Annotated in this window: 21 protein-coding genes; 9 read left to right on the top strand and 12 right to left on the bottom strand. The window is 70.0% G+C overall.

Features of this window, described 5'->3' with window-relative positions; translation table 11 throughout:
* Nucleotides 1-39 precede the first annotated feature (39 nt).
* A complete protein-coding gene (locus H976_RS0112540) occupies nucleotides 40-867 on the top strand; it encodes a septum formation family protein (RefSeq protein WP_027861824.1) in 828 nt (275 codons plus the stop codon).
* Here the strand turns inward: H976_RS0112540 and H976_RS0112535 are convergent.
* Nucleotides 864-1,496 carry a TrmH family RNA methyltransferase gene (locus H976_RS0112535; RefSeq protein WP_027861823.1) on the bottom strand — a complete coding sequence of 211 codons (633 nt, stop codon included), beginning with the start codon at nucleotides 1,494-1,496 and terminating at the stop codon, nucleotides 864-866. The two genes, H976_RS0112540 and H976_RS0112535, sit on opposite strands and share 4 nt — an antisense overlap.
* 94 nt (nucleotides 1,497-1,590) lie before the next feature.
* Here H976_RS0112535 and H976_RS0112530 point away from each other — a divergent pair, with 94 nt between their 5' ends.
* Nucleotides 1,591-2,316, top strand: a complete 726-nt coding sequence (locus tag H976_RS0112530) for a DedA family protein (protein WP_027861822.1) — start codon at nucleotides 1,591-1,593, stop codon at nucleotides 2,314-2,316.
* 9 nt (nucleotides 2,317-2,325) lie between these two features.
* Here H976_RS0112530 and pyrE read toward each other — a convergent pair whose 3' ends face one another.
* On the bottom strand, nucleotides 2,326-2,859 hold the full coding sequence (pyrE, locus tag H976_RS0112525; RefSeq protein WP_027861821.1) for an orotate phosphoribosyltransferase: 534 nt from the start codon (nucleotides 2,857-2,859) through the stop codon (nucleotides 2,326-2,328).
* 10 nt (nucleotides 2,860-2,869) lie between these two features.
* A complete protein-coding gene (locus H976_RS26085; protein ID WP_036226188.1) occupies nucleotides 2,870-3,559 on the bottom strand; it encodes a class E sortase in 690 nt (229 codons plus the stop codon).
* A gap of 55 nt (nucleotides 3,560-3,614) precedes the next feature.
* Between H976_RS26085 and H976_RS0112515 the strand changes: the two genes are divergently transcribed.
* Complete coding sequence (locus H976_RS0112515; RefSeq protein WP_027861820.1) at nucleotides 3,615-4,787, top strand: pyridoxal phosphate-dependent aminotransferase; 1,173 nt, start codon at nucleotides 3,615-3,617, stop codon at nucleotides 4,785-4,787.
* Nucleotides 4,788-4,812: 25 nt separating this feature from the next.
* On the opposite strand, the gene H976_RS0112510 is transcribed toward H976_RS0112515, so the two are convergent.
* Nucleotides 4,813-6,060 carry a hypothetical protein gene (locus H976_RS0112510; protein ID WP_027861819.1) on the bottom strand — a complete coding sequence of 416 codons (1,248 nt, stop codon included), beginning with the start codon at nucleotides 6,058-6,060 and terminating at the stop codon, nucleotides 4,813-4,815.
* Nucleotides 6,061-6,092: 32 nt separating this feature from the next.
* Complete coding sequence (gene clpB / locus H976_RS0112505; RefSeq protein WP_027861818.1) at nucleotides 6,093-8,675, bottom strand: ATP-dependent chaperone ClpB; 2,583 nt, start codon at nucleotides 8,673-8,675, stop codon at nucleotides 6,093-6,095.
* Nucleotides 8,676-8,890: 215 nt separating this feature from the next.
* Between clpB and H976_RS29995 the strand changes: the two genes are divergently transcribed.
* From H976_RS29995 to H976_RS0112485, 4 genes are all read left to right on the top strand, one after another.
* On the top strand, nucleotides 8,891-9,601 hold the full coding sequence (locus tag H976_RS29995; RefSeq protein ID WP_051276764.1) for a hypothetical protein: 711 nt from the start codon (nucleotides 8,891-8,893) through the stop codon (nucleotides 9,599-9,601).
* Nucleotides 9,602-9,624: 23 nt separating this feature from the next.
* Nucleotides 9,625-10,245 (top strand): hypothetical protein, encoded by a 621-nt coding sequence (locus tag H976_RS0112495; protein ID WP_027861817.1) that lies wholly within the window; start codon nucleotides 9,625-9,627, stop codon nucleotides 10,243-10,245.
* A complete protein-coding gene (locus tag H976_RS0112490) occupies nucleotides 10,242-11,621 on the top strand; it encodes a response regulator (RefSeq protein ID WP_027861816.1) in 1,380 nt (459 codons plus the stop codon). The genes H976_RS0112495 and H976_RS0112490 overlap by 4 nt, the downstream gene beginning before the upstream one ends.
* Nucleotides 11,622-11,786: 165 nt before the next feature.
* Nucleotides 11,787-11,993, top strand: coding sequence for a pentapeptide repeat-containing protein (locus H976_RS0112485; protein WP_027861815.1), 207 nt, complete (start codon nucleotides 11,787-11,789; stop codon nucleotides 11,991-11,993).
* Nucleotides 11,994-12,097: 104 nt separating this feature from the next.
* Here the strand turns inward: H976_RS0112485 and H976_RS29520 are convergent, their stop codons facing one another.
* From H976_RS29520 to dnaK, 6 genes are all read right to left on the bottom strand, one after another.
* Nucleotides 12,098-12,976 carry an Abi-alpha family protein gene (locus H976_RS29520; RefSeq protein WP_036226185.1) on the bottom strand — a complete coding sequence of 293 codons (879 nt, stop codon included), beginning with the start codon at nucleotides 12,974-12,976 and terminating at the stop codon, nucleotides 12,098-12,100.
* Entirely contained in the window at nucleotides 12,973-14,283 is a 1,311-nt protein-coding gene (locus H976_RS26070) for a hypothetical protein (RefSeq protein ID WP_051276763.1), read from the bottom strand. The genes H976_RS29520 and H976_RS26070 overlap by 4 nt, the downstream gene beginning before the upstream one ends.
* Nucleotides 14,284-14,412: 129 nt before the next feature.
* Nucleotides 14,413-14,850 carry a heat shock protein transcriptional repressor HspR gene (locus tag H976_RS0112470; RefSeq protein ID WP_051276762.1) on the bottom strand — a complete coding sequence of 146 codons (438 nt, stop codon included), beginning with the start codon at nucleotides 14,848-14,850 and terminating at the stop codon, nucleotides 14,413-14,415.
* The gene (gene dnaJ, locus H976_RS0112465; RefSeq protein ID WP_027861812.1) at nucleotides 14,850-16,004 is read right to left on the bottom strand and encodes a molecular chaperone DnaJ; all 1,155 of its coding nucleotides are present in this window, start codon (nucleotides 16,002-16,004) and stop codon (nucleotides 14,850-14,852) included. Before dnaJ ends, H976_RS0112470 begins: the two co-directional genes overlap by 1 nt.
* A 39-nt stretch (nucleotides 16,005-16,043) precedes the next feature.
* Nucleotides 16,044-16,712, bottom strand: coding sequence for a nucleotide exchange factor GrpE (gene grpE / locus H976_RS26065; protein ID WP_036226182.1), 669 nt, complete (start codon nucleotides 16,710-16,712; stop codon nucleotides 16,044-16,046).
* Nucleotides 16,709-18,571 carry a molecular chaperone DnaK gene (gene dnaK / locus H976_RS0112455; RefSeq protein ID WP_027861811.1) on the bottom strand — a complete coding sequence of 621 codons (1,863 nt, stop codon included), beginning with the start codon at nucleotides 18,569-18,571 and terminating at the stop codon, nucleotides 16,709-16,711. Before dnaK ends, grpE begins: the two co-directional genes overlap by 4 nt.
* Nucleotides 18,572-18,804: 233 nt before the next feature.
* Here dnaK and H976_RS26060 point away from each other — a divergent pair, with 233 nt between their 5' ends.
* Together H976_RS26060 and zwf are read left to right on the top strand one after the other, a co-directional pair.
* Complete coding sequence (locus H976_RS26060) at nucleotides 18,805-19,575, top strand: sensor domain-containing protein (RefSeq protein WP_051276761.1); 771 nt, start codon at nucleotides 18,805-18,807, stop codon at nucleotides 19,573-19,575.
* A gap of 70 nt (nucleotides 19,576-19,645) precedes the next feature.
* The gene (zwf, locus tag H976_RS0112445; protein ID WP_027861810.1) at nucleotides 19,646-21,085 is read left to right on the top strand and encodes a glucose-6-phosphate dehydrogenase; all 1,440 of its coding nucleotides are present in this window, start codon (nucleotides 19,646-19,648) and stop codon (nucleotides 21,083-21,085) included.
* Here the strand turns inward: zwf and H976_RS0112440 are convergent.
* Nucleotides 21,082-21,618 (bottom strand): MarR family winged helix-turn-helix transcriptional regulator, encoded by a 537-nt coding sequence (locus H976_RS0112440; RefSeq protein ID WP_027861809.1) that lies wholly within the window; start codon nucleotides 21,616-21,618, stop codon nucleotides 21,082-21,084. The genes zwf and H976_RS0112440 overlap by 4 nt on opposite strands.
* Nucleotides 21,619-21,629 lie beyond the last annotated feature (11 nt).

The raw sequence follows: 21,629 nt of genomic DNA, 5'->3' as shown, positions 1-21,629 counted from the left end.
TGCCCACCAGACCAGACAGATCATGGGAGGATCGCGCCGATGCCAGCCCACCGCCACCGGACCGTCCTCGCCGTGCTGGGGCTCGCGCTCGTGCTGCTGGTCAGCGGCTGCGGCGGCAAGGACGCCGAGAAGAAGCAGTCCGACGACAAGCCGAGCGACTCCTCGAGCAGCGGGTCCGGTGACCAGGCCGCACCTGATCCCGGGTACGGCGCCGCCAAGGTGGGCGAGTGCCACCAGATGAGTGCGGAGCAGTCGGTCGCCTCGGTGGACACCAGCAGGAAGGCCAGCTGCCGGGGCAAGCACACCAGCGTGGTCGCCTACGTCGGCTACCTGCGCAAGCCGGTGACGCCGACGACTCCCGTGGCCCAGCGCAGGACGCTCGGCAAAAGGTTCTGCCGACCGGCCTACCAGCGCACGGTCGGCGGCACGCTCGCCGACCGGGCGACCTCGATCGTGACCTGGACACTGTTCACCCCCAGCCAGGCACAGCTCGAGCGCGGCGCCCGGTGGCTGCGCTGCGACGTGGTCGCGCGCAGCGGGGGCAAGCTGGTCCCGCTCCCCACCGGCAAGCCGATGCTGGCCCAGGGGGTGCCCGAGCAGGTGCGCATCTGCCAGAGCGACGCCGGCGTCGACATCTCCTGCGCGAGACCGCACGCCTTCCGAGTGCAGGCCGTCTACCAGGCAGCCATCAAGGCCTATCCCGACCCCACCACCTACACCCCGGTCGCCCGGGCGCGCTGCCGCCAGCTCGTCGGGTCGTTCGGCGGTTTCTGGCAGCCGCCCAGCCAGCAGGGGTGGGACGCCGGCGACCGCTTCATCCGGTGCCTGAGCCCGATGGCGACCCCCTCGGCCACCCCCACCCCCTAGCCCCGCCAGGCCTCTCCGAGGTCGGCGTACCGGGTGATCCAGGTGTGCATGGCGATCGCGGCCGCGGCCGAGGCGTTGATCGAGCGGGTCGAGCCGAACTGGGCGATGGAGAAGGTGCCGTCGCACCGCTCGCGGGCGTCGCCGGAGAGACCCGGACCCTCCTGCCCGAACAGGAAGCAGACCGACCGCGGCATCGCCCAGGTCTCCAGGTGCTCGGACCCCGGGAGGTTGTCGATGCCCATCAGGGTGACCCCCTCCCCATGGAGGTATGCCGCCAGCGACTCGACGTCCTCGTGGTGCCGCACGTGCTGGTAGCGGTCGGTCACCATCGCCCCGCGCCGGTTCCACCGCTTGCGACCGACGACGTGCACCTCGCGAGCCAGGAAGGCATTGGCGGAGCGCACGATCGTGCCGATGTTGAAGTCGTGCTGCCAGTTCTCGATGGCCACGTGGAAGTCGTGGCGCCGGGTGTCGAGGTCGGCCACGATCGCCTCCATCGACCAGTACCGGTAGCGGTCGACCACGTTGCGCCGGTCACCCTCGGCCAGCAGCTGGGCGTCGTACTCCACCCCGGTGGGCAGCGGGCCCTCCCACGGCCCGACCCCGACTTCGGCCGTGCCGTGCGGCATCGGGTCGTACGGCGCCCGTGGCTCCTCAGCACTCACAGCGCACAGGGTAGGACTGGACAGGTTCTGGTCAGGTGAGGACCGATACTCTCGGGGGGTGACCAACCCCTTGCTGTTCGGGATCACCTGGATGGATCCCAACTGGCTGCTGGACCAGTTCGGACCCTGGTTCCTGTGGGTGTGCCTGGCGATCGTGCTCATCGAGTGCGGTCTGTTCTTCCCCGTCCTGCCGGGCGACACGCTGTTGTTCGCGGTCGGGTTGTTCGTCTCCTCACGCGACAACATCGTCCCCGGTCCGTCGGTCACCGACCTGCCCCTGGCGCTGGTCCTGCTCTCGTTGGCTGCGTTCGCCGGCAACGTCCTGGGCTATGAGATAGGCCGCTCGGTCGGTCCGGCGCTCTACGAGCGCGAGGGCCGGTTCATCAAGCGTCAGTACTTCGAGAAGACCGCGGCGTTCTTCGACCAGCACGGCAACAAGGCCCTGGTGATCGGGCGGTTCGTGCCGTTCGTGCGCACCTACATCACCGTGGTGGCGGGGGTCACCCGGATGCGCCGCCGCCGGTTCTTCCTGTGGAGCCTGGTCGGCGCGGTGGCGTGGGTGCTCAGCATCACCCTGCTCGGCTACTTCCTCGGACGTTCCTTCCCGAGCCTGGGCTCGAACATCGACAAGGCGATCCTGGTGATCCTGGCCTTCTCGGTGATCCCGGTCGCCTACGAGTGGCGCAAGCACCGCCGCAACCGGCACCGCACCGCGGAGGCGGAGGGCACGCAGGCCACTCCGGAAGCCACGCCCGAGATCCGCAAGGAGACCCGGACGCCCTAGTCGGACGATCTAGCCGGCGCGCGCTGCGTCGAGCTGGGCCTTGGTGAGCACCGGGCGCACCTCGAGGCCGACGTCCGCGAGCGGGTTCTCCCCCTCCGGGCTGCGGTCGATCGCGCACACCACGTGCTCGACGATCGCGCCGGCCTCGCGCAGTGCCCGGGTCGCGTCGCGTACGGCGCCACCGGTCGTGATGACGTCCTCGACGAGCGTCACCCGGCGCCCGGCCACGTCCGGGCCCTCGGCGAGCTTGCAGGTGCCGTACTCCTTGGCCTTCTTCCGCACGAACAGGCCCGGCAGCCCGGTGCGAGCGCTGAGCACGGTCGCGATCGGGACGCCGCCGAGCTCGAGCCCCCCGAGCAGCTCGGTGCCCTCGGGGACCAGCCCGATCATCTGCTCCACGACACGCGCGAGGAGGGCGGGGTCGGCCTCGAAGAGGTACTTGTCGAAGTACTCCGACGCCACCTGCCCGGACCGGAGGGTGAACTCCCCGGTCAACCGGCAGCAGGCATCGACGTCGCGTGCGAGATCGTGGTCAGCAACCATGCGCGTGAGGCTATCCGGAGGCTTTGGGAGTGGCCTTCACGAGGTGCCCGAAGGCGATCATCCGGTTGTCGGTGTGGAAGAGCTCCGAGCAGGTGGTCAGCGTGATCAGCCGCTGACCCTGGCGCTGTGCCGGCTGCGGGCCGCCGTCGGGATTCCTCGGCAGCGGGTCGAGCACCCAGGTGCCGGTGAACGGGATCACCAGCTTCCGCGGGTCGGTGTCGAGCCGGTAGGTGAACGTGGTGTCCACGGTCTCGACCACCACCGCGTCGCGCGGTCGCAGGTCCGGCATCCGACGCAGCGGCTCGCCATGGGTCACGCGGTGGGCGGCCAGCGCGTAGTTGCCGACCTCACCCGGGTCGGCCGACTTCGTGAAGTGCCCGTAGCCCTTGGCCAGGATGCCGGGGCTGGTGCCCTCGAGCACCGGCACGACGTACTTCTTGCCGAACCTCGGGATCCGGATCAACGCCGAGGCCTTGCCCTTCGGGACGTACTTCGGTTGCAGCCGGTCGCCGCCCTCGGTCCACTGTTTCTGCAGCGAGCTGGTGATCTCGCGCTGGTCACGCTTGGAGACCCAGGTCGTGCCCCAGAACTGCCAGCCGACGTAGCCCAGGACGACCAGGCCGGCGAGGATCAGGGTGATGCCCGACCAGAAGGCCACCCGGGCACGCTGCCATCCGTCGCTCCCCCGTCGCGTGACCATGGGGGCCATTGTGGCCGAGACCAGCCGGGTCGTCCGGTGGGGTTAGGTTCGTGGCGTGACTGAGCACAGCAGGGCAGCCCGCCGGTTGGACGGCGTCGGCAGCACGATCTTCGCGGAGATGTCGGCCCTCGCCGTACGCACGGGGTCGGTCAACCTCGGGCAGGGCTTCCCCGACAAGAGTGGTCCGGACACGGTCATCGAGGCGGTGTACGACGCGATGCGGGCCGGCCGCAACCAGTACCCGCCCGGCCGCGGCACCCCCGAGCTGGTCGACGCGGTCATCCGCCACCAGCAGCGCCACTACGGCCTGGGCCTGGCCCCGGAGAACGTCGTGGTCACGACAGGCGCCACCGAGGCGATCGCCGGGGCGCTGCTCGGGCTGGTCGACCCCGGCGACGAGGTCGTGGTCTGGGAGCCCTATTACGACAGCTACCGCGCGATGATCCAGTTCGCGGGCGGCGTACGACGTCCGGTGACCCTGCGTGCCCCCGACTACCGCTTCGCCGCCGACGAGCTCGAAGCCGCCGTCACCGACCGGACCAAGCTGCTGCTGCTGAACACCCCGCACAACCCGACCGGGCACGTCTTCGACCGAGCGGAGCTCGAGACCGTGGCCGACGTGGCCCGCCGCCACGACCTGGTCGTGGTGACCGACGAGGTCTACGAGCACCTCACCTTTGACGATCACGAGCACGTGCCGTTCGCGACGCTGCCGGGGATGTTCGAGCGGACGGTGACCATCTCGAGCTCGGGCAAGACGTTCTCGTTCACCGGCTGGAAGATCGGCTGGGCCACCGGTCCGGCCGACCTCGTCGCGGCCGTCGAGGGCGCGAAGAACTGGCTGTCGTACTCCTCGGGCGCGCCCTTCCAGCCCGCGATCGCCCAGGCCCTCGACCACGAGGCTGCCTTCCACGAGCAGCTCCGCGAGGACCTGCAGAAGAAGCGCGACTACCTGTGCGACGCGCTCGCTGCGTTGGGGCTGGACGTCCACGTGCCGCAGGGCACCTACTTCGTCACCACCGACGTGTCCTCGTGGGGACACGCCGACGGCAAGGCGTTCTGCGCTGCGTTGGCCGAGCGGGCGCGCGTGGTCGCCATCCCCAACCAGGTGTTCTACGAGGACGAGTCGAGCGAGGGCCGTCACCTGATCCGCTGGGCGTTCTGCAAGGAGCAGGACGTGCTGGAGGAGGGCGTGCGACGGCTGCGGGGCGTCGACCTACGGGCCTGACGACCGGCTCAGGCCGACGGGGTCGTCACCACACCGGTGGCTTGCCCTGCTGGTCCGGCGGCGGTCCCGGCGCGGGTGGCGGGGGCGAGCTGTAGGACGGTCCTGATGGCGGGCCCAAGGGCGGTCCCTGCGGCGGCCCTGGGGGTGGTCCCTGGGGCGGCCAGTAGCCGTGCGTGGGCATGGCGAACCAGGCGCGGGCGCGGGCGGTGAACAGGCAGGCGATGGTGGCGATGCACGCGACGATGTGCAGGAGCGAGACCGGGAACGCGAAGGCCGAGGCCAGCAGGGACACACCTGCGCTCGCGGCCAGGAGGTAGCGCGCCCAGTTGTGCCGGCGCCAGGTGAACCACGCCAGCACCATCGCGCCCACCGACCAGGCCAGGAACAGCAGCGACCCCAGCCAGAGCACCGGCGTCAGCATGTCGGAGGAGAGGTTCGACTGCTGCCACTCAGGCAGGCCGGTCACGTAGTCGACGATGTCGTCCCTGGCCACGACGAGCACGAACAGCAGGGCGACGTACACCAGCGCGACCAGGCCCGAGAAGACCCAGGTGAACACGCAGGCCACCTTGACCGACGTGGGGACGGCGAAGGTGGGAGCTGGTTGCTGGTAGGCCATCGGCGGCCCGGCCGGCGGGGCCCACTGCTGCTGGGGCGGGCTCACCTCCTGGTGGGCCGGACGTTCGCCGAACCCCGTGGTGGCAGGAGGCGCGTCGGAGGGCCGCTGGGTGGAGAGGTCGGCGGGCGGCGGTGCGACCGGCGGCTGGGAGGCGGGCGGGGTCGGCTCCGGTGGCCGCTCGCCCGGGGGCTGGGGCGCGGCCGGCTGCCGCACCGGCCGGCCGGCGAACCAGTCGCGCGCCGGGCCGGTCCACAGCACGACGGTGGCGGCCGCGATCAGGGCGCCCAGCAGGCCACCGGTCAACGGTGCCGTCATCAGGTTGGCGAGCAGGATCGGCACCACGATCACGCTGAGCGCGATGCGGGCGCCGCGGTGGCGCTGCAGCACGAAGAAGCCGAGCACCGCCGACGCCGCTGCGCACAGTCCGGTCACCATCAGGGCGACGCGCAGCCCGGAGAGGGCATCGGTCACGCTGAGCCCGAGGTCCTGACCGGTCGGTGTGGAGAGCCAGTCGGTGACGCGGTCCCGGGTCTCGACCGAGTTGAGGGTCGCGATGGAGGTGTACACCGTGATCACGAGCATCACGGACCCGACGACCACGAACCACCCGGCCAGGGTCAACTGGCGAGGTCGGGTGGATCCGCTGTCACTCATGGGCCTCATTCAAGCAAGGCCGTCTGAGAACTTCACACCACGGTCAGCCGCAGTTCGTCCTCACCCTCGACGTGGTCGACCGCGATCTCCTGGCCGTCGAGCACCTCACCACCGATCAGCATCCGCGCGAGCGGGTCGCCGATGGCGGTCTGCACGAGCCGGCGCAGCGGCCGGGCGCCGTACGCCGGGTCGTAGCCGTTGTCGGTCAGCCACTGGCGAGCCGCCTCGGTCACCGTGACGGTGATCCGGCGCGGGGCCAGCCGCTGGTCGAAGGCCGCCAGCTGGAGGTCGACGATGTGGGCGAGCTCCTCCTTGCCGAGGGCATCGAACATCACGATCTCGTCGAGGCGGTTGAGGAACTCCGGCTTGAACGCCTGCCGGACCACGGCCAGCACCGACTCGCGCTTCTTCTCCTCGTCGAGCAGCGGGTCGACGAGGTAGGTCGACCCGAGGTTGCTGGTCAGGACGAGCAGGGTGTTGCGGAAGTCGACGGTGCGGCCCTGGCCATCGGTCAGCCGTCCGTCGTCGAGCACCTGCAGCAGGATGTCGAAGACCTCGGGGTGTGCCTTCTCGACCTCGTCGAGCAGCACCACCGAGTAGGGGCGACGGCGTACTGCCTCGGTCAGCTGACCGCCCTCGTCGTACCCCACGTAGCCCGGAGGGGCACCGACGAGCCGCGAGACCGAGTGCTTCTCGGAGTACTCGCTCATGTCGATGCGCACCATCGCGCGCTCGTCGTCGAAGAGGAAGTCGGCGAGCGACCTGGCCAGCTCGGTCTTGCCGACACCGGTCGGCCCGAGGAACAGGAACGAACCGGTGGGTCGGTTGGGGTCGGAGATGCCGGCCCGGCTGCGTCGTACGGCATCGGAGACGGCACTGACCGCGGCCCGCTGGCCCACCAGGCGCCGGCCGATGATCTCCTCCATCTGGAGCAGCTTGGCGGTCTCGCCCTCGAGCAGCCGACCGGTCGGGATGCCGGTCCAGGCCTCGACGACCTCGGCGATCTCCTCTGGCCCGACCTCCTCGCTGACCATCCGCTCGTCGGCGTGCTCGGCCGACTCGGCCTGCGCGATCTGCGCCTCCAGTGCCGGGATCGTCTCGTAGTTGATGCGCGAGGCACCCTCGAGGTCGCCCTCGCGGAGCTTGCGCTCGGCGTCGACGCGCAGGTGGTCGATCTCCTTGCGCAGCGCACCGGAGCCCTCGAGCGCCGCCTTCTCGCGCTCCCAGCGGACCTCGAGCCCGCGCAGCTCCTCCTCCTTGTCGGCGAGGTCGGAGCGCAGCCGCTCCAGCCGGTCCCGGGACGCGTCGTCGGTCTCCCGCTCGAGCGCGAGCTCCTCCATCTTCATCCGGTCGACGGCCCGGCGGAGCTGGTCGATCTCGACCGGCGAGCTCTCGATCTCCATGCGCAGCCGCGAGGCCGACTCGTCGACGAGGTCGATGGCCTTGTCGGGGAGCTGGCGGCCGGTGATGTAGCGGTCGGACAGCATCGCCGCGGCCACCAGCGCGGCGTCGGTGATCTTCACGCCGTGGTGCGCTTCGTACTTCTCCTGCAGCCCGCGCAGGATGGCCACGGTGTCCTCGACACTCGGCTCACCCACGAAGACCTGCTGGAAACGGCGCTCGAGAGCGGGGTCCTTCTCGATCCGCTCGCGGTACTCGTCCAGCGTGGTGGCACCGATCAGGTGCAGCTCGCCACGGGCCAGCATCGGCTTGAGCATGTTGCCGGCGTCCATCGCGGAGTCGCCACCTGCACCGGCACCCACGACGGTGTGCAGCTCGTCAATGAAGGTGATGATCTGGCCGGCCGACTCCTTGATCTCCTCGAGCACGGCCTTGAGCCGCTCCTCGAACTCACCGCGGTACTTCGCGCCGGCCACCATCGCAGCCAGGTCGAGGCTGAGCACCCGGCGTCCCTTGAGGGAGTCGGGAACGTCACCGGCGACCACGCGCTGGGCCAGCCCCTCGACGACCGCGGTCTTGCCGACGCCGGGCTCGCCGATCAGCACCGGGTTGTTCTTGGTACGACGCGACAGCACCTGTACGACGCGGCGGATCTCCGCGTCACGGCCGATGACCGGGTCGAGCTTGCCCTCCTCGGCCCGCGCGGTCAGGTCGACGGCGTACTTCTCGAGCGCCTCGTAGTTCGCCTCGGCGTCCTGGCTGGTGACCTTCCGGTTCCCGCGCACGGCCGTGATCGCCTGCCGCACGGCCTCCTCGTCGGCCCCGACCTCGTTGAGCAGCGTCTTCACCGGGCTGTCGACCACCGCCAGCGCGAGCAGCAGGTGCTCCGTGGCGACGTAGTCGTCGCCCATGTCCTTGATCAGGTCGAGCGACTTGGCGAGCACGCGCGTGAAGGCGGGTGACGGCGCGGGGCTGGACACGGTGGAGCCCGACGCCTTGGGCAGGTTCCACAGCGCCTGGTCGAGCACCCGGCTCACCGACGCGACGTCCGCGCCCGCCTTGGCCAGCAGGGAGGGCGTGATGCCGCGCTCCTGGCGCAGCAGTGCGACCGCGAGGTGCACCGGGTCGATCTGGGGGTTGCCCTCGGTGACGGCGAGAGTGCCGGCAGCGTTGATCACCTCGACGCTGCGCGAGGTGAGCTTCGATGCGTCCACGTGGTTCTCCTCAGAGGTCCGGGATGGCTGGTGTTCTGTCTACCTCAACGGCGCCAAAGTTGAGTCCATTCCCCTCAACTTTGGCGAAAATTCACGGTCCCCGCCACCGGTCGACGTGGCCAGTCGTCCAGCGCCAGGACCCGAATCCTCCTACAGTCAGAACCGTCGCGACTGTGCGCACCGATCGGCGTACGTCCAGAGGAGGGGAGTCGTCGATGCTCGGGCTGCTGGCCCACGGCTTCCACCTGCTCCTGCTGGTCCTCGGACTGGCGGGGGTCCTCTACCTCCTGTTCCCCCAGGTGCAGGCGGCCACGCGTTCCTCCCGGCGTACGACGCACCGCCCACCGGCCAGCGCCCAGGAGCACGACCAGCGCGTCGCCGAGCTGCGCGCCTCCCTGCTGGGGGGCCGGCTCACCACGTCCGGCCAGGCGAGTCTCGCGGCGTCGAGCCGGGTCGCCCGGGACTCCTCCACCTGGAGGGGTCTGGCCGTCGGCAGCAGCGTCGCCGCCGCCGGTGGCCATGCCGCCGTCTTCCCCCACCACCTCGGAGAGGCGTGGTACCTCGGCCTGTTCTTTCTGCTGGTCACGCTCTCTCAGGCGGCCTGGGCCGTCCTGGTGCTCCTCGACGCGACCAGCGACCGACTGCTCCTGGCCGGCATCGCCGGCAGCCTCGGACTGATCGTGCTGTGGACCGTCTCGCGCACCGCGGGACTGCCGTTCGGCCTGGGTCGTGAGCCCGTCGGCGGGTGGGACCTCGCATGCGCGGTCTGGGAGCTGGTCGTCGCGGCGACCTGTTTCGTCGGGCTGCGCCGACCCCTGCTGGACCGCGCGCGGGTGATGGGCGACCTGGGACGCGCGGCCTGGGCCTGGACAGCCCTGTCCGGAGCCACGCTGCTCGTGCTCACCCTGACGGTCCCGGTGCACTGAACGACTGACGAAGGAGGACTGCCGTGTGGTGGACGCTGGGGGCGGCCTGCAACGCCGTGATCTCGATTGCCTACTTCATGATCTCCTACGCGATCGCCCGGCCGCTGGTGGTGAGCCGGCAGCTGACGACGAACGCCCTGGGGGCGGCGACGGCCGCCATCTTCCTGACCTGCGCTGTCCACCACGGCGCCCACTTCGTGCACATGCTGATGCCCTACACCGGGGTCGACCTCGAGCAGGGTCTCGCGATGCGCAAGGCGTGGGGGCCGGGCCTGGCCCTCTGGGACCTCGTCGGCGCCGTCGTCGCCGTCTACTACTGGACGCTGCGGGGTGGCTTCGGCGGCACCAGCGCCAGCCCCCAGCTGTTCAAGGACCAGGTCGAGCGCGAGCAGCGCGCGCTGGAGCTCAACGACGCCGTGCTCCAGGGCATGGTCGTCGCCCGGATGGCCCTCGACCTCGGCGAGCGCCAGCGGGGCATGGACGCGCTGGACAGCAGCATCTCCTCGGCCAGCAAGATGATCACCGAGCTGCTCGGCGACGACCGCGGGCAGCTCGGCAAGCGCCCGCTCCGGTCCTCCCCGGCGTTGGTCGAGGGGATGGTCGAGGGCCGGACCGATGCTCCCGGGGCAGGTGAGGACACGTGAGCGGGGTCGCGCTGAACCCCGAACCACTGCGGGTGCTCATCGTCGACGACACCCCTGACTTGCGTGACCTGCTCACGATGGCGCTGGAACGCACCGGCGAGTTCGATGTGGTGGCCCATGCCGAGAACGGTCGCGAGGCTGTCGATGCGGCAGCCGCTCACGAACCCGACCTCGTGCTCCTCGACATCGCCATGCCGGTGATGGACGGGCTCGAGGCGCTGCCCCTGGTCCGCAGCGCCCGCCCGGACGCCATCGTGGTGATGCTCTCCGGGTTCGGCGCCTCGGAGATGACCACCCGGGCACTCGCCGGGGGGGCCGACGGCTACCTCCAGAAGGGGCAGCCCCTCAGCAAGCTGCTCGCCCAGCTCCGCACGCTCGTGGCCACGGTGTCGGCCGGTCGCGACGACGGTGCGGCCGATCCGGCTGAGCGCCCAGCCGTGCTCGACCACCTCGAGCTGGCCCCGTTCGGGTTCCTGCAGGTACGCCGGGGCAACGTGATCCGCGCCAACCGGGAGGCCGGGCGTCTCCTCGGCGACCTCTCCGCACCCGACACCGACCTCGCCCTCATCGCCCCGGGGCTGGCCGCGCATCTGGTCGACGAGCCCGAGCACGACGCCTCCACGCTGCTGGACCTCGGCGAGCCGCCGCGGCGGGTGATGGTCACGGTCCGGCACAGCGGCACCGACCAGGTCGTCTACCTGCAGACACAGAGCGGCGACGAGGCCGAGCTTCTCCGCCGAGCCATCGCCACGGCAGCGCACGAGATCCGCAACCCAGTCAGCGTGCTGATGGGGGTGGCGGAGACGCTCGTCATCCACGGGCCGGAGCTCAGCGAGGCCGAGCGTTCCCGCATGCTCAGCGCCATCAGCCGGCAGACGCGGTTGCTCGACAACATCACGGCCGACCTCCTCGCCGCCGGTCAGGCCCAGCACGGCGTGCTCGCGGTCCAGCTCGAGCACGTCGACCCTGCGGACATCGTGCGCTCGGTCATCGACGACGCCTTCGACCTCACCGTGGTCAACGACGCCCGGCCGATGGTCGTCACCGACCCGATGCGGCTCCAGCAGATGTTGGGCAACCTGCTCAGCAACGCCCGCAAGTACGGCGACCCGCCCTTCGAGGTGCGCGTCGACGCCACCGGCTCGCACGTCAGCATCGCCGTCCACGACAGCGGGCCGGGCGTGCCCGAGTCGTTCCGCCCGCGGCTGTTCCAGGAGTACGCGCGGGCTCCGGGGACCCGCGCACGCGGAACTGGTCTAGGCCTCTTCGTGGTCCGGGCCCTGGCCGAAGCACAGGGAGGGAGTGTCACATATGCCCCACGTGACCCACAGGGCTCAATATTCACACTCACCCTCCCAGCCGCGCGTCAAGCCTGAGTCGGATCCGTCTAGCCCACTGACACCGAGTTGAGGGGGTTCCAGTCAACTCTGTCCTGATATTTCGGACTCGGGCGAAATAGATGACCCGATATAGCCATCGCCCTTACCAACGCACCCCGGATAGAACGGACGCACCCCCTTCAACACCACTAGGAGTCACAAATGAGCAGGATCCGCATCCGGGTCAAGACCCTCTTCGCCGCCCTCCTGATCGCCGCCCTGTCCTTCGGCGTTGCCGCACCGGCCGCCACGGCAGCGAGCGCCAAGGCGCCGACCCAGAAGGCGATCCTGAACAAGGCCATCCTCAACAAGGCCATCCTGAACAAGGCGATCCTCAACAAGGCCATCCTGAACAAGGCCATCCTCTGAGCTGACCCCCGGGCCACCAGGCCCACTGTTCTGCAGCGTCGCGCCCACCGGACCCCCTCCAGGTTCCCGGTGGGCGTATCGCTGTCCCGGGCGGGGCGAGGCGTCTACTCCTCGGGGATCTGGTGCGCGGGCAGCTCGTCGGTCTCCTCCGGGTCGACGAGGCAGGCGCGACAGAAGCCGGCCCCGAACGGCGTCAGGTGGATAGACCGGCGTACCACCTTGGGGAAGCGCACCGAGTGCATCGCCTCCAGCACGTCGGGCTGAGCCTCGACGACCTGGTACTCCATCGGGTCCTCGAGCTGCTCGCGGGAGAACCAGATCAGGCCCAGCCGGAACAGGTTGTTCAGGTAGGCCGGCACCTCGTCGAGGTAACGGCACCCGGCGCGGGCGCCGATCATCGACATGCCCGGTGCCACCAGCGAGGAGCTGACCAGGCCGATCGGTCCACCGGTTCGGACGTCGACCGACGGCTGGGGGCCTCCGCGCAGCAGCAGGAGCAGGATCCGGGCCTCGTCGGGGGCGAGTTCGTCGAGCATGCGGGCATAGGCGGGGTGGGTCTCGCCCTCCTCGCTCCACACGTCGCGCGACCGATGGAGCAGCTCCTCCCCTCGCTCGCGCAGTGACCTCTCCTCGGCCTCGGTGCCCCTCGGTGTCACGTCGGCCAGCACCACCGAGGAGAGCGAGACGGTCGCGTCGAGGAGCGCCTTCGGGATGGGTACGCCGGCCGACACCGCCCGGGCGACGTCGTTGACCGCGCGCGAGGCCTCGGCCACGTCACGAGCCACCTCCTGGACCAGCTCACCGGCCACCGCGGGATTGGTCAGCGAGCGCGCCAAGAGGCGACCCGAGCGCACTCCGGAACCCACGGCCCACGCGGCCGAGCGCATCCAGGCCCGTGCGGCGATCCGGGTCATGCCGGGCAGTGCCTCGGCCGCCTCGTCCCACAGGGCCGGCGTACGTCGTGACGGGTCGTGCTCGCTCACGTGGCTCCTCCCACTCCGAAGATGGCCAGGTGGAGCAATCCTCCCGCGAAGCCCATGATCGCGCCGTGCGCGTAGAGCATCCACTCGTCCTCCTTGATCGCGGAGCGCATCATCTCCACGAAGTCACGAGGGGGGAGCTCCTTGGTGCGCTGGGCGATCAGGTCGTAGATCTTCTCGGCCTGGCGGCGGCTGAACTCGGGGTCCTTGAACGGCTTGATGGTGCGGTCGACGGCCTCGACGGCAACGGCGTCGCGGATGTTGTCGAAGCGACGGGTGCCGACGGCGATCCGGACAGCGCCGCGCACCGGCCCGGCGGCGTTGTCGATGGCCGGCCGCATCGCCTCGGCGAGCATCTGCCGGGTGCGGTCACCGCGGGGGCCGTCGAGCAGGAAGTCGCCGATGTTCTCCAGGGTGATCACGTCGTCGGCGATGATCTGGGCGTAGACCTCGGCCGCCTCGTTCTGGCGACGCAGGAACAACCCGTGCACCTTGATGCCGAGGATCCGGTGCTCCTCGGGCGGCTCGAAGATCAGCCACATGCCGAGGGCGTTGGTCGTCCAGCCGACGATCACACCGAGCACGGGGAGCAGCCACCACTGGCCGAACCAGTGGTCGACGATCGCCACCGGGATCCCCAGCACGAAGCCGAAGACGAACCCGAACGCGACCATCAGGTTCAGCTCCTTCTGGCCGAAGTCGCGGAAGATGCGCACCACCAGCGCCGGGTTGCTCTGGAAGTGGTTGATCACCATGATCTTCGGGTCGAGCAGCTGGTCGATGTGCTCGCCGATCTCGTCGGTCACCTGGTGCACGACGCCCGGCAGCTGGGCCTGTACCCGTGCGATCACCGCGGTGCGACCGCGGGCGGGAAGGTCGCGCCACAGGTTCGGGTGCTCGCGCCTGATGATCTGCTCGACCATCGCCGGGACCTCGGGCTCGAAGACCTGCACGATGTGCTCGGCGATCTGGTCGGGCTCCAGCTGTTGGTAGAACTCCTTCGGCGTACCCAGCTTGGCGATCGCCTTGTCCACCGCGATGCTGCCCATCTTGGCCGCGCGCGCCGGGACGATCCCCTGCCAGCCGATCCCGCCCTGCAGGAAGCCGGGCACCTCCTGGATCTTGCGCGGCAGCACCCGGGAGAGCTGTCGCATGCCGGGGATCGTGATGCCGTGGAAGCGCACCGGCGAGAAGAGCATGACCAGGCCGGTCCAGTTGATCAGCCAGCCGACGACCCCGGTGAAGACCGGGATGGAGAGGACGTGCCACCAGTCGGCATGCTGGAAGAACCAGTCGATCTCCAGCAGCATCTCTCACCGTCCTGTGGGCAGCGCGTGGTCCCGTGGACCGTCGCTGACACTAACGGCTGGTGGTCCTGGGGGTCACTGAGATGCTGCGCACGCGACCACGACCGCGCACCGGCTGACCAGTGCGCTCGATCAGTGCGGGTCGCGGAACGGGCTGACCGGTCCGCTCTGGCGCAGCACCGGCAGGTTGGGCCGTTGCTCCTGCAGGGCGCTGAGGGTGGACTCGAGAGCGCTCTGGAGATCGGCGACGCGTGCGCGCAGCTCTCGGTTGCGGCTGCGGAGTGCGGTCACCTGGTTCTCGAGCTCGAGGATGCGGCGTACGCCCTCGAGGCCGATGCCGGTGGCCGTCAGCTCGGCGATCTCGCGGAGCAGCTCGATGTCGCGCAAGGAGTACCGTCGCCCACCACCACCGGTGCGACCCGGCGAGACCAGGCCGACCCGGTCGTACTGCCGGAGCGTCTGTGGGTGCAGGCCGGTGAGCTCGGCCGCCACGCTGATCACGTAGACCGGGACGGTAGGGCCGGGCACCCGGGAACCGCGACCCGTGCCGCCGTCGCGAGGACCGGCCATCACGCACCACCCTGGAACAGTGCGGCCCGGGGGTCGGCGCCGCTCCGTGCGTCACGGTACGCCGTGACGGCCGCTCTGGTGGCCTCATCGAGCGCGTCGGGCACCTGCACGTCGACAGTCACCAGCAGGTCTCCCTTGGTGCCGTCCTTACGTGGTGCTCCACGCCCCCGGACCCGGAACACCCGGCCGTTGGGGGTGCCCGGCGGGATGCGGAGCGTCACCGGCGAACCACCGAGGGTGGGCACCTTGATCTCGGAGCCGAGGGCGGCCTCGTCGAAGGTCACCGGGACCTCCAGCGTCAGGTTGTCACCCTTGCGACCGAAGATCCGGTGGCCCTTCACGTGCACCGTCACCAGCAGATCACCGGGCGGGCCGCCGTTCTCGCCGGCGGCCCCCTTGCCCTTGAGCCGGATCTTCTGTCCGTCCTTCACCCCGGCCGGGATGCGGGCCGACACCGCGCGGCTCGACATCCCCCGACCACTGCCGTGGCAGGTCGGGCAGGCCTCGTCGTAGACCAGCTGCCGGCCGTGGCACTCCGGGCAGGTCTCGTTCATCGAGAAGCCGCCGCCCACCGAGCTCACCACGACGCCGGCGCCCTCGCAGGTCGGGCAGATGTGCGGCTTGGTGCCGGGCTTGCCCCCGGTGCCCGAACAGGTCGGGCAGGGGGCGTCGGAGCTCAGCCGGAGACTGATCGTGGTGCCGTCGATGGACCCCTCGAACGGGATCGTCGCCTCGGCCTCCACATCGGCCCCTCGGGCGGCGCGGGGGGTGCGGGTGCGGGTGCCGAAGCCACCGCCTCCGCCACGGCTGAACATGTCCCCGAACAGGTCGGAGAGGTCGAAGCCACCACCGCCGGCGCTGCCGCCGCCCTGGCCGAAGCCGCCCGGGAAGCCCCCGGGGAAGCCGCCGCCAGCGCCCGCGAACATCGAGCGCATGTCGTCGTACTCCTTGCGCTTCGCGGCGTCGCCCAGCACGTCGTAGGCCTCGGCGATCTGCTTGAACCGCTCCTCCGCCGCCTTGTCGCCCGGCTTGGAGTCGGGGTGGTTCTCCCGCGCCAGCTTGCGGTAGGCCTTCTTGACGGCCGCCTGGTCGGCGTCCTTGGCCACCCCGAGGACCTTGTAGAAGTCCCTGTTGGCCCAGTCTGCGTTGCTCATCTGTTCACCCCTCCTCCCGTCCGGTCGTCGGTCCGGTGGTTACTGCTGTTCGTCCTGCTCCGAGGCCGCGGGCTCTCCCGCGGCCGCTTCCGGTGCCTGCTGCTCAGGATCCAGCACGGTCACCTTCGCCGCACGCACGACGCGGTCACCGATGCGGTAGCCGGCGTGGGCCACGACGTCGACCGTCGTGGTGGTCACGTCGGGCGAGTGGCCGTGCATGAGTGCCTCGTGCACGTTGGGGTCGAACTCGTCGCCCTTGGCGCCGAACTTGGTCAGCCCCAGCCCGGTCACCGTGCGCTCCAGCGAGTCGGCGACCGCCTTGAAGCCGCCCTCGAGCTCGCCGTGCTCACGGGCACGGTCGATGTCGTCGAGCACGGGCAGCAGGCCGCTGAGCACCGCGAAGACGGCGTTCTGCTTGACCAGCTCGCGGTCCCGGTCGACGCGCCTCTTGTAGTTGAGGAACTCGGCCTGGAGTCGCTGGAGGTCCAGCGTGCGCTCGGCCAGGGCGGTCTGCGCCAGGGTCAGCTCGTCGCTGTCGGCCTGGTCCGACCCCTCGACCTCGGTCTCGTTGGCCATCTCGCCGGCCGCGTCGCCGAAGCTGTGCGCCGGTCCGTGGTCCTCGGGCTCGCCGCCGGGCCGACGGCCCGGCTGGGCAGGGTTTCCCTGCCCAGCCGACGCCGCGTCCGGGAACTTGTCCTCAGAGGTCACTTGGACTCCCCGTCGGTCGGGGTGTCCTCGTCCACGATCTCGGCGTCGACGACGTCGTCGTCGCCCTCGCTGGTCGCCTCGCCCGACTCACCGGCGCTGGCGGCGCTCTCCGCCTCGCTGGCGGCGTACATGGCCGCCCCCATCTTCTGGCTGGACTCGCCCAGCTTGGTGATGGCCGCGGTGAACGTGTCCTTGTCGGTGTTCTCGTCCTCGAGCAGCTTCTTCAGCTCGTCGACGTCGGCGCGGACCTCGGTCTTGACGTCCTCGGGCAGCTTCTCGTCGTTCTCGGAGAGGAACTTCTCGGTCGAGTAGACGAGCGAGTCGGCCTGGTTGCGGGCCTCGACGGCCTCGCGACGCCGGGCGTCCTCCTCGGCGTACTGCTCGGCGTCCTTGACCATGCGGTCGATCTCGTCCTTGCCGAGCGCACTGCCACCGGAGATCGTCATCGACTGCTCCTTGCCGGTGCCCTGGTCCTTGGCGGACACGTGCACGATGCCGTTGGCGTCGATGTCGAAGGTGACCTCGATCTTCGGCACTCCGCGCGGAGCCGGCGGCAGGCCGGTGAGCTCGAAGTTGCCCAGGGGCTGGTTCTGCGCCCACATCTGACGCTCGCCCTGGGCCACCTTGATCTCCACCGACGGCTGGTTGTCGTCAGCAGTGGTGAAGATCTCCGACCGCTTGGTCGGGATCGTGGTGTTGCGCTCGATCAGGTTGGTCATCACGCCGCCCTTGGTCTCGATGCCCAGGCTCAGCGGGGTCACGTCGAGCAGGAGCACGTCCTTGACCTCGCCCTTGAGGACACCCGCCTGCAGCGCGGCACCGATGGCGACGACCTCGTCGGGGTTGACGCCCTTGTTGGGCTCCTTGCCGCCGAGCAGCTGCTTGACCAGGTCGGTCACGGCCGGCATCCGGGTGGAACCGCCGACGAGGACCACGTGGTCGATCGCGGAGACGGCCACGCCGCCGTCCTTGAGCACCTGCTGGAACGGCGCCTTGGTGCGGTCGAGCAGGTCCGAGGTGAGCTTCTGGAACTCGCTGCGGGTCAGCTTCTCCTCGAAGTGCAGCGGGCCGGACTCACCGTGGGTGATGTAGGGCAGGTGCACCGTGGTCTCGCTGGAGGAGGACAGCTCGATCTTCGCCTTCTCAGCGGCCTCCTGGAGGCGCTGCAGCGCGATCTTGTCCTTGCTCAGGTCGACGCCGTTGTTGCCCTGGAACTTCTTGACCATCCAGTCGACGACCTTGGAGTCCCAGTCGTCGCCACCGAGGTGGTTGTCACCGCTGGTGGCCTTCACCTCCACGACGCCCTCGCCGATCTCGAGCAGGGACACATCGAAGGTGCCGCCACCGAGGTCGAAGACGAGGATGGTCTGGTCGGACTCACCCTTGTCGAGCCCGTAGGCGAGCGCGGCCGCGGTCGGCTCGTTGACGATGCGGCTCACGTTGAGGCCCGCGATCTCGCCGGCCTCCTTGGTGGCCTGACGCTGTGCGTCGGAGAAGTACGCCGGGACGGTGATCACCGCGTCGGTGACCGTCTCGCCGAGGTAGGCCTCGGCGTCGCGCTTGAGCTTCTGCAGCACGAAGGCGCTGATCTGCTGGGGCGTGAAGGTCTTGTCGTCGATCTTCGTCGTCCAGTCGGTGCCCATGTGGCGCTTGACCGACCGGATCGTCCGGTCGACGTTGGTGACGGCCTGCCGCTTGGCGACCTCGCCGACGAGCACCTCGCCGGACTTGGCGAAGGCCACGACCGACGGTGTCGTCCGGGCCCCTTCTGCGTTGGCGATGACGGTGGGTTCGCCACCCTCGAGGACGGAGACGACGGAGTTCGTCGTTCCGAGGTCAATTCCGACCGCTCGTGCCATGTTGTGTTACCTCCGTCTGGGATGCGTCTGCTGGGGTCCTCCAGGACCGCACCGCATCGTCGTTGAGTGTCTGTGACTGTGTCAAACAAGTTGAGTCAGATCAACTCAACTTCGCTCACCCGTGACAACGAAGGCGACCCCGCACTGATTCCCGATCGGGGGAAGAATTCCTACCCCACCTTGGGGTGCTGGCACCCTCGCGGCGGCGCCGACCGAGGCGCGAGCGTGGAGGCATGGACATCGACACCTCGCGAGCGCCAGCCCCGACCGCACCGATCCCGGTCATCGACAGCGCCGACGGCGGTCGGTCCGGGGAGGGCACCCAGCCGGCAGCCGGCGGCCCGGCCTGGTGGCGACGACTCGGCCGCGACAGCGCCTACACCCTGACCAGCCTGCCCCTGTCCGTCCTCGCGGTCGTCCTGGTGGCGGTGCTGGTCTCGCTCGGCGTCGGACTCGCCGTCCTCCTCGTCGGCCTGCCCATCCTGGCCCTGGGCCTGCTCACCGCCCGTGGGTTCGCCTTCGTCGAGCGCCGGCGGTTGGGGCGGCTGCTCGGCACGCCGATGGCCCATCCGACGTACCTCTCCTCCCCACCCGGTGAGTCGGCGCTGCGACGGGTGACGACACCGGCCCGCGACCCGCAGTCCTGGCTCGACGTCGCCTGGACCGTCGTCGCGGTGTTCACCGCGACGGTCGCCTGGGCGACCGCCGTGACCTGGTGGGCAGCGGCGGTCGGCGGCACGACGTACGGCATCTGGGAGCAGGCCGTTCCCCGCGGCTCGGACCCCCACACGCTCGCCTCGCTGATGGGGTTCGGCACCAGTGAGCGGGCCGACATCCTGGTGATCAGCGCCATCGGGGTCGTCGCGCTGCTGACCCTGCCCTTCGCCCTTCGGGCCGCTGCAGCGCTGCACGCGTCGATGGGACGCGACCTGCTCTGCGGTCGCGCCGAGCTCCAACAGGAGGTACGCCGCGCCGAGGCGGGTGGCGCGAGCACACACGGCTGAGGCCCGCCGATCGTTCGCCTCCCTTGCGCGGGGTCTGGTCAGAGGTGCCACACCCGGGCAGTCTGGACCCATGCCGACACCCACGACCGTCGTCCTGTTCGGTGCGACCGGCGACCTCGCCCAGCGCAAGCTCCTTCCCGGCCTGCTGCACCTCTTCCAGTCCGGGCTGCTCAACGAGGTGCAGATCGTGGGTACCTCCCTGGACGATCTCGACCGGGACTCGTTCGTCGAGTTCGCCCGCACGGCGATCGCGGAGTACGGCGGTGAGGGACCGGACCCCGAGGGCTGGGACGAGTTCTCCAAACGGCTGCGCTGGGCTCCCGGAGCCGGAGGCGTCGACGCGCTGCGCAGCACCGTCGCCGAGGCCGAGGCCGAGTTCGGCACCGACGAGCTGCGTCGACTGCACTACCTCAGCGTGCCGCCGAAGGCCGCCCTCCCCGTCGTACACATGCTGCGCGACGCCGGTCTGGTCGAGCACAGCCGGATCATCATGGAGAAGCCGTTCGGCACCGACCTGGCATCGGCGCAGAAGCTGAACGGCGAGCTGCACCAGGTCTTCGACGAGGAGCAGATCTTCCGGATCGACCACTTCCTGGGCAAGGAGGCCGCGCAGAACATCCTGGCCTTCCGGTTCGCCAACGGGCTCTTCGAGCCGATCTGGCACCGCAACCACATCAGCCACGTCCAGATCGACGTGCCCGAGGAGCTGGGGCTGGCGCAGCGGGCCAACTTCTACGAGGCCACCGGCGCCTACCGCGACATGGTGGTCACCCACCTCTTCCAGGTGCTGGCCTTCACCGCCATGGAGCCGCCGACCGCCCTGGAGCCGCGGGCGATCAGCGAGGAGAAGAACAAGGTCTTCCGCTCGATGCTGCCCATCGAGCCGCACGACGTGGTGCGCGGCCAGTACATCGGCTACCGCGACATCGAGGGCGTGGCCCACGACTCCGAGACCGAGACGTTCATCGCGCTGAAGTGCTACGTCGACAACTGGCGCTGGGCCGGCGTCCCGTTCTACCTCCGCACCGGCAAGCGGATGGCGGAAGGGGCACGGATCATCTCGATCGCGTTCCGCGAGCCACCGCGCTCGATGTTCCCGCCGGGGAGCGGCGTCGGGGACAACGGGCCCGACCACCTCACCTTCGACCTCGCCGACCAGTCGAAGATGTCGCTGTCGTTCTACGGCAAGCGCCCCGGACCCGGCATGCGGCTGGACAAGCTGTCGATGCAGTTCGCGATGCACGAGACCGGTTGGGCCGGGGCGGTGCTCGAGGCCTACGAGCGGCTGATCTACGACGCCGCCCGCGGCGACCGCACCCTGTTCACCTCGGCCGAGGGCATCGAGCGGCTGTGGGAGCTCTCCTCGCCGCTGCTGGAGAACCCGCCGGTGGTGCGCCCCTACGGGCAGGGATCGTGGGGACCCAACCGGATCCACCAGCTGATCGCCCCGCACCTGTGGCGGCTGCCGTTCGAGCGCACCTGGCGCGACCCGAACATCATCGGCGCCTAACCAGCGTCCACCGGTCCGGCAGCCGGCCCCTCGACGTCGAGCAGCAGCTTGCGCAGGAGCCCGGCCAGCTGGACGCGCTCGCCGGCGTCGAGGGCGGCTAGCAGCCGGTCCTCGTTGGCCCAGTGGCGTACGACGAGATCGTCGGTGAGTCGCCGCCCCTCCGCGGTCAGCTCGATCTCGCGCCCGCGGGCGTCCTTGGCGCTGACCGACCGCTTGACCAGGCCCTTCGACTCGAGCCGGTCGATCCGCTTGCTGATCGCGCCCGAGGTCACCAGCGTGCTGGCGGTGAGCTCGCCGGCCGTGAGCCGGAACGGATGACCGGCCCGGCGCAGGCTGGCGAGCACGTCGAAGTCGCCGTTGCCGAGGCCGGCCTCGGCGAACACGGGCCGGAGCCCGGCCTCGAGCAGCCCCGCGACCCGGTGCAGGCGTCCGACCACGCTCATCGGGCCGGTGTCCAGCTCGGGCCGTTCGCGCGCCCACTGCGCCAGGATCCGGTCGACCGCGTCGTGCTCGTCACGATTGGTGTCACCCATGGAGTTGATAT

Source organism: Marmoricola sp. URHB0036 (genome assembly GCF_000426045.1).
Lineage (GTDB): Bacteria > Actinomycetota > Actinomycetes > Propionibacteriales > Nocardioidaceae > Marmoricola.
The sequence above is the reverse complement of the archived record's forward strand: the minus strand, read 5'-3'. Positions and strand labels throughout refer to the sequence as shown.